Raw genomic sequence first — 6,460 nt, forward strand, 5'->3', positions numbered from 1 at the left:
CCCTCGGCGAGTCGCTGCGGCTGGACAACAGCGCCCGCATGGACTCGCTCGACATGATGTACCTGCTGTTCGCCCCCATCGGCCGCGACACGACGTACATCGGCGCCGACATGGTGGCGGGGTGGTACGAGCGCAACCTCAAGATCTTCGTCAACATCACGCGGGTGGCGGCGCCCGGCGAGCGCGTGCTGGTGATCATGGGCTCCGGCCACGGGCCGCTGCTGCGCCGCTTTGTGGACGAGTCGCCGGACTACGACCTGGTGCGCGCGGACCCGTACCTGGAGCGCTTCCGCATCCGCCCGGCGCGCTGACCGTCATCCTCCGCTACCGAACCGGGGCGCGGCGGCTTGCCGGGAGCCGCGCCCCGCCTCACTTTGCACGCCCGCACCGCCGCTTCTCCCTTCCCTCCCCCGCCCCATGAAGCTGAACCTGGACCGCACGCTGCGAGGCATCTGGCTGGCCATCGGCGTGCTCGTGCTGGGCCTTGCCGTCGTCCTGGGCGTCGTCGCAATCGCGGGGTGGATGGGCACCCGCGGCGCGAGCGAGGACGCGGTGCGCGTGGCGCGCGAGGCGGGCACGCCGGCCCCCGCGCCGGAACTGCTGCGGCTGAGCCTGCCGGACAGCGTGCGCGGCTCGGCCACGCGCATCATCCGCGTGTACCGCACGTCCGAGGGCGGCCGCGGGAGCTACAGCTACGGATCGTCCGGCGGCGCGCAGGGGCCCACGGTGAACCTGGTGTTCGTCGATGACCAGGGCGCGCGGCTGCTGCTGGACCGGCCGGCGTACATCCGCGTGGTGGACGTTCCTGGCGACGGCGCGGAGCAGGGCGCCGCGTATCCCCCGCGGAACGAGGGTCCGGCGCAGGACTGGATCGCGTACGAGGTGGCGCTGGAGGATGGCAACAAGGACGGGCGGCTGGACGAGCGCGATCCGCGCAGCCTGTACGTGAGCGGGCTGGACGGCCGCAACCTGCGCGCCGTGGTGCGCCCGCCGCTGCGCGTGACCGAGTACGCGGCCATCCGCCCCGGCCGCATGCTCGTCTACGCGATGGAGCCCGTGCAGGGCGCGCGCGGCGCGGAGCCGATGCGGCAGCGCGCCTTCATCTACGACGTCGCGGGCGGGCGGCTGATTCCCTTTGAAGCGCTGGAAGCCGCCGGACAGCGCGCCGCCGCCATTCTCGCCCGCTGACGGGCGCCGGGACGCCTCGCGGTTCGAAACGAAGAAAGCCTCACGACGCGTCGTGAGGCTTTCTTCGTTTCCGCGGCTTCGACCGCTCCGGGTCAGCGCCGGCCTTCGCTGGACAGGATCTCGGCCGTCACCTGGTCCGTCAGTTCCTCCTCCGGCTCGGTGAGGCGCTTCCGCTTCCAGTCTCCGCGCGCGTACACGGCCAGTGTCACCAGCACGGTGACGACGTAGGTGATGGGGATGGCCCACCAGATGCCCCGCGCACCCATCGCCGTGTGTTTGCTGAGCACGTACGACAACGGAAACTGCAGCACCCACTGCGACATCAGCGTCAGCAGCATGGTCATCACCATGTTTCCCGACGCGCGCAGCACCCCGGTCATGCACAGCTGCGCGCCCAGAAAGCCCCACGACAGCGCCACGGTGCGCAGAAACACCGATCCCGCCGCGATCACCTGCGCGTCGCCCGGAACAAAGAAGCCTACCAGCGCGGGGGCGAAGAGGAACACGATCACTCCCACGCCGGACAGGATGCCGAACCCCAGCCACGCCCCCAGCCGCCCGATCTGCGCCGCGCGCCCGATGTTCCCCGCGCCGATGTTCTGCCCCACCAGCGTGCTGACCGCCATCGACAGCCCCATGGCCGGGATCATCACCACCTGCAGAATGGTGGAACCCACGCCGTACGCCGCCACCGTGAGCGTGCCGAAACTGGTGATCAGAAAGGTGAGCACCGTAAGCCCCAGCGCGCGGGCGGACTGCTCCACCGAGGCGGGCAGGCCCAGAAAGAACGCCCGCTTGATATACGCGAAGTCCGGGCGGAAGTCGCGCCACGCCAGGTGAACGCCGTGCTTTCCCCGCAGCAGCACGCCCAGCGCGATCGCCGCGGCCAGGCTCTGCGTCCCCACCGTGGCCACCGCCGCGCCCATCACGCCCATGGCGGGAACGGGGCCCCAGCCAAAGATGAACAGCGGATTGAGCGCAAAGTTCAGGATCACCGTACCCAGCACGATCAGCACGGGAAAGCGCGCCTCGCCCACGCCGCGCATGATGGACTGGAACATGAAAAAGAAGAAGTTGAACACCAGCCCCACGAACGACATCCGCATGAATCCCAGCGCGCCGGCGTATACCTCCGGCGCCACGCCCATCAGCCGCAGCAGCGCCGGCGTGGCCAGAAAGCCCAGCGTGCCCAGCACCGCCGAGACGATGACGATCATCAGCAGCGTCTGCGCGGCGATGTGGTTCACCATCTCCTGGTTGCGCGCGCCGAAGTACTGCGCGATCAGCGTGGACCCGGCGATGGCCAGCCCCGCGCCCACCGCAATGGTGAGGAACACCACGGGCGTCGTGACCGAAACGGCCGCCACCGCCGCGCCGCCCAGCCGCCCCACCCAGAACGCGTCGTTCAGCTGATATGCCGCCTGCAGGATGTTCGCGGCGGCGATGGGCAGCGCCAGCGTGAGCAGCGAGCGCAGGATGGGGCCTTCCAACAGGTTCTGGGACGACGGCTGTGCCATTCCGGCGAGGTCGGAGCGAGAAAACGGGAGGCGCGCGCGCCTCCCGGCCAGTTCAGAGTGCGCGCGGCGGGCAATACTCCTGCCAGCCATGGGCGGCTTGCGTCGGCGCGTGGGCTGGCTGGGATAACGGACGCGCGGCAGGTGGTGTGTCGTCCGGCCGCGGCGCGGTAACGCGCACGATCGCTCGGCGGCAGGTCATCTCACCGGGGATGATGGGGACGAGCGCGAGGCGTTGCAGGCCTGCGGTGGATGAGGAGCGCCGGGCACCACCTGTTTCGGCGGGCTGACTCGGTCGGATGGATGGATGCGCCGCGTCGAAACCCGCAAGGTACCCCTCCAAAAAACGCGGAAAACTCAGCGCGAGCGCAGCCTTCGGCATCGGTCGCGGAGTTCTGCGGGGAGGCTTCTTCCGCTCGGTCGCTGTCGATGGGTGTCGGTGCGGGCCGGCATCGCGCTACTTTGGATCGATGGATGCGGATCCACGGGCGGGTGGGGGTGCTCGCGGCGATGACTTGCAATCAGACGAGAAGACGGATGCTGCTGAACGGAAAGGTCGCGCTGGTCACGGGCGCGTCGCGGGGGATCGGGGCCGCCATCGCGCGGGAACTGGCGGCGCAGGGCGCGGCGGTGGGCGTCAACTACTACCGCAGTGAGGCCGCCGCGGGCGAGGTGGTCGCGGCCATCCAGTCCGCGGGCGGGCGGGCCGTGGCGCTCGCCGCCGACGTCCGCGACGGGGACGCGGTGCGGATGATGGCAGACCGCCTGGCCGCGGAGTTCGGCGGGGTGGACGTGCTGGTGAACAACGCGCTGCACAACTACCGGTTCGATCCGGTCGCCAACGTTCCGTTCGAGCGGATGGATTGGGACGGCTTTCAGGACCAGATCGACGGGACGGTGCGCGCGGCCGTCCACACCTGCCAGGCGGTGCTTCCGCACTTCCGCGCGCGCGGCGGCGGGCGGATCGTGAACATCCTCACCAACCTCATCACGCATCCCGTGGTGCAGTACCACGCCTACACCACGGCCAAGAGCGCCATGCTGGGCTTCAGCCGCAACCTGGCGGCAGAACTGGGGCCGGAGAACGTCACCGTCAACATGATCGCCGGCGGGCTGATCATGACTACCGCGGCCTCCGAGCCCACCACGCCGGAGGTGCAGGAGATCGTGCGCGGCTCCACCCCGCTGCGCCGCCTGGGCCAGCCCGATGACATCGCCCGCGCGGTCACTGCCCTCGCGTCCGACCTGCTGGGCTTCGCCACCGGCCAGTACATCGCCGTCGATGGCGGGCTGACGATGCCCTGATTGGCGTCGGCGGTCAGCAGGAGACGGCTCTGCGGCGAGCGACTGAAGTCGCCGCAACAACGGCGGAAAGTCCCCCAAACAGCCGGGGGACTTCACCCGCACGGGGCGGATGCTCCGGTGCAGAACCTCGCATCTTCTGCCGCCAGCGAGTCCGTGGTCGTCCGGGGCGCACTGGGGCAAGCGGTGCCGATGGCGGGCGCTCGCGCTGAGTTTTCCGCGTTTTCGCGGAGGGGCACATCGCCTCCCGCGCCGATGCGGAGGCCCGTGCCGAATCTACCTGATCGCGTCTGTTGGCGGACTCTGCACCGGCGCGGCGGCGGCGGAAACAACATCGGCCCGGCGCCACTCAGGCGCCGGGCCGATCTTCATCCATCCCACCTCAGCCGATCCGGCGACTATGCGGCCTCGTCGGGGAGCGGGCTGCGACGGGCGGGGGTGCGGCGCAGGGAATCCAGCTGGGCCACATCATCCTCCCACACGGACTTGAGGATGGGATGCCGCTCCATGTACTCGCGCAGCCCGCCCACGAGCGCATCCAGGTTCACCCCCTCGAAATCCTCGGCGAAGCTGGCGGACACCGCGGGGCCGTCGTCGGCAAGCGCTTCAGCGGTGCTTCGCGCGTCGCCCAGCCACACCACGCGGCCGTCCTGAAACTGGATCCCCACCCGCTCGCCGTCCGTGGCGTAGCGCAGCGCGCCCTCCCACGGCATCACGTCGTGAATCTCGCGCCCGGACGAGTCGGTGCGCGGAAGGTAGAAGCGGTCGGGAAGCCGGATTTCGCGAGTTGCTGACATCAGGGTGCGGCGCGATCGCCAGTCTGGTGCGTGGGTGCCGGTCCGCGGTACAAAAACGGGGCGCCGTACGGGCGCCCCGGCAGATCAGGCGAGGGAAGCGGCCGGCTCGCGGCGGGTGGGAGCCGTGGGGTCCTGGGGCGCCGCGTTGAACGAATCGGGCTGAATGCGCTCCAGCTGCGCGCGCACCTCCACGAACCGCTGCGCCTGCGCCACCAGCCCGCGCCGCTCCAGAAACGAGTTCAGGTGCTGCAGCACGGAGCACAGCGAGTCCATCCGCTCCTCCACGCGCCGCAGCCGGCGGATCTCGCGCACCAGCCGCAGCCCGGCGTCCGGATGCATGGCCGCGATGTAGCGCTGGTCCGCCTCCGACATCTCCATTTCGCGCTCCACCACGTAGTGCAGCTCGCTGTCCGTCTCGGACGCGTGCACCACCACGCGGGCGCTTTCGCCCGTCACGTAGTCCAGCACCACCTGCGGCTCCCACGGGCCGGGGGTGGCGTCGCAGGCCAGGGCCTCGATCTCGTACAGTTCCTGGTCCGTCAGCGGGATGTGCTTGGCCATGAGCGGGGGTGCGGAGCCGGTGCGCGGGGCGCGGGGCCGGTGGGGATGGGGAGTGGATGCGGGGGCGGAGCGCACGCGTGCGCGCCCGGACCGCCAAGCTTGCGGAATCCGCGGGATGTCCGCAAGGGTTTCGGGCGCATTTCGGGCCAGCGCGGGCCCACAATCGACGGCCGTGGAACGCAGCGGGCGCACGCATGCTCGCCGGGTGGTACGACGGATGCGGTTGCGGCCCGCCCCGACGACCGGGGCTCATCCATCCGTTTCTGCCCGAAAGGTGCCGATGTCCAGGCTGCGTACCCTGTCCGCCGTTGTTCTGACCGCCGGTTTTGCGCTCGCCGCCTGCGACGGCTCCGGCGGTCACCAGGTGCCCGACGAAGCAAACCAGGCCTCCAGCCGCCCCGACAGCATGTCGGCGGGCACCAACATTACGCCGGTGACGCCGCCCGTGGGGACGGTGGGTGCGTCCTCTTCGTCCGGCCCGGCCACGGACCCAAGCGCCGACAGCATCGCGCAGACGCAGGGCGCCATGGGCGGGCCGGTGCAGAGCGGCGCCACGGGTCCGGTGGGGAACGTGAGCGGCGCCACGACGGCGGACTCGGCGAAGCAGTAAGGGCCGGCGGCCCAAGCCGGCCCCCACCCGGGCTCGCATGACTCGCCCACCCTCCCCCAGAACGGGCCGGGGGAGGGTTGTTGGTGTGAGCGCGGATCGGTGTCGGCCGAGATCATCGTGGCCGCCCGGCTGAGCGACTGAAGTCGCCGCAACAACGGCGGAAAGTCTCCCCAAATAGACGGGGAGACTTCACCTGCACGCGGCCGCGGGTTGCCGATGATGTTCTCCCCTCTCCGTGCGGCAGTTTGCACGGGGAGGGGCCGGGGGAGAGCCCACGCGGGATTCGCAGTACAACCGATTGGGGCGGCCTCGTGCCCTCCTGAGCGGATGAATCCGCCGCTCTGACACCGGGAAGCCCCGACTCGCGGCCGCTGACGCGTCCACGATCCGGGCTTCAACTGCATTCGCAATCCGGAGTTCCGCGCGCTTCTGGGGTGTGCTCCCTCTCCCACATCGGTTCGTGGGAGAGGGTCGTCGTGCGCAGCACG

The 6,460-nt window shown here is 70.4% G+C and carries 7 protein-coding genes; 4 read left to right on the forward strand and 3 right to left on the reverse strand.

What is annotated here, in order from left to right:
- Both VF665_RS09870 and VF665_RS09875 read left to right on the forward strand, forming a co-directional pair.
- Positions 1 to 311 (forward strand): DUF5694 domain-containing protein (locus tag VF665_RS09870; RefSeq protein WP_331053253.1); only part of this gene is annotated, 311 nt, incomplete at its 5' end.
- A 106-nt stretch (positions 312 to 417) separates the two neighbouring features.
- On the forward strand, positions 418 to 1,188 hold the full coding sequence (locus VF665_RS09875; protein WP_331053254.1) for a hypothetical protein: 771 nt from the start codon (positions 418 to 420) through the stop codon (positions 1,186 to 1,188).
- Between the two features lie 92 nt (positions 1,189 to 1,280).
- Here VF665_RS09875 and VF665_RS09880 read toward each other — a convergent pair whose 3' ends face one another.
- Positions 1,281 to 2,705, reverse strand: a complete 1,425-nt coding sequence (locus VF665_RS09880) for an MATE family efflux transporter (protein WP_331053255.1) — start codon at positions 2,703 to 2,705, stop codon at positions 1,281 to 1,283.
- Positions 2,706 to 3,239: 534 nt separating this feature from the next.
- Between VF665_RS09880 and VF665_RS09885 the strand changes: the two genes are divergently transcribed.
- On the forward strand, positions 3,240 to 4,007 hold the full coding sequence (locus VF665_RS09885) for an SDR family oxidoreductase (protein ID WP_331053256.1): 768 nt from the start codon (positions 3,240 to 3,242) through the stop codon (positions 4,005 to 4,007).
- Positions 4,008 to 4,402: 395 nt separating this feature from the next.
- On the opposite strand, the gene VF665_RS09890 is transcribed toward VF665_RS09885, so the two are convergent.
- Positions 4,403 to 4,801: a hypothetical protein gene (locus VF665_RS09890; protein WP_331053257.1), complete on the reverse strand. Its 399-nt coding sequence runs from the start codon at positions 4,799 to 4,801 to the stop codon at positions 4,403 to 4,405.
- A gap of 84 nt (positions 4,802 to 4,885) precedes the next feature.
- Entirely contained in the window at positions 4,886 to 5,362 is a 477-nt protein-coding gene (locus tag VF665_RS09895) for a hypothetical protein (protein WP_331053258.1), read from the reverse strand.
- Positions 5,363 to 5,642: 280 nt separating this feature from the next.
- Here VF665_RS09895 and VF665_RS09900 point away from each other — a divergent pair, with 280 nt between their 5' ends.
- Positions 5,643 to 5,972 (forward strand): hypothetical protein, encoded by a 330-nt coding sequence (locus VF665_RS09900; RefSeq protein WP_331053259.1) that lies wholly within the window; start codon positions 5,643 to 5,645, stop codon positions 5,970 to 5,972.
- Positions 5,973 to 6,460 lie beyond the last annotated feature (488 nt).

Origin of the sequence: Longimicrobium sp. (assembly GCF_036387355.1) — a bacterium.
Taxonomy (GTDB): domain Bacteria; phylum Gemmatimonadota; class Gemmatimonadetes; order Longimicrobiales; family Longimicrobiaceae; genus Longimicrobium.

Excerpts from the sequence above, each read along its gene's own strand:
- VF665_RS09890 (WP_331053257.1), bottom strand. The coding sequence starts at position 4,801 with ATGTCAGCAACTCGCGAAATCCGGCTTCCCGACCGCTTCTACCTTCCG.
- VF665_RS09880 (WP_331053255.1), bottom strand. The coding sequence starts at position 2,705 with ATGGCACAGCCGTCGTCCCAGAACCTGTTGGAAGGCCCCATCCTGCGC.
- VF665_RS09885 (WP_331053256.1), top strand. The coding sequence starts at position 3,240 with ATGCTGCTGAACGGAAAGGTCGCGCTGGTCACGGGCGCGTCGCGGGGG.
- VF665_RS09900 (WP_331053259.1), top strand. The coding sequence starts at position 5,643 with ATGTCCAGGCTGCGTACCCTGTCCGCCGTTGTTCTGACCGCCGGTTTT.
- VF665_RS09875 (WP_331053254.1), top strand. The coding sequence starts at position 418 with ATGAAGCTGAACCTGGACCGCACGCTGCGAGGCATCTGGCTGGCCATC.
- VF665_RS09895 (WP_331053258.1), bottom strand. The coding sequence starts at position 5,362 with ATGGCCAAGCACATCCCGCTGACGGACCAGGAACTGTACGAGATCGAG.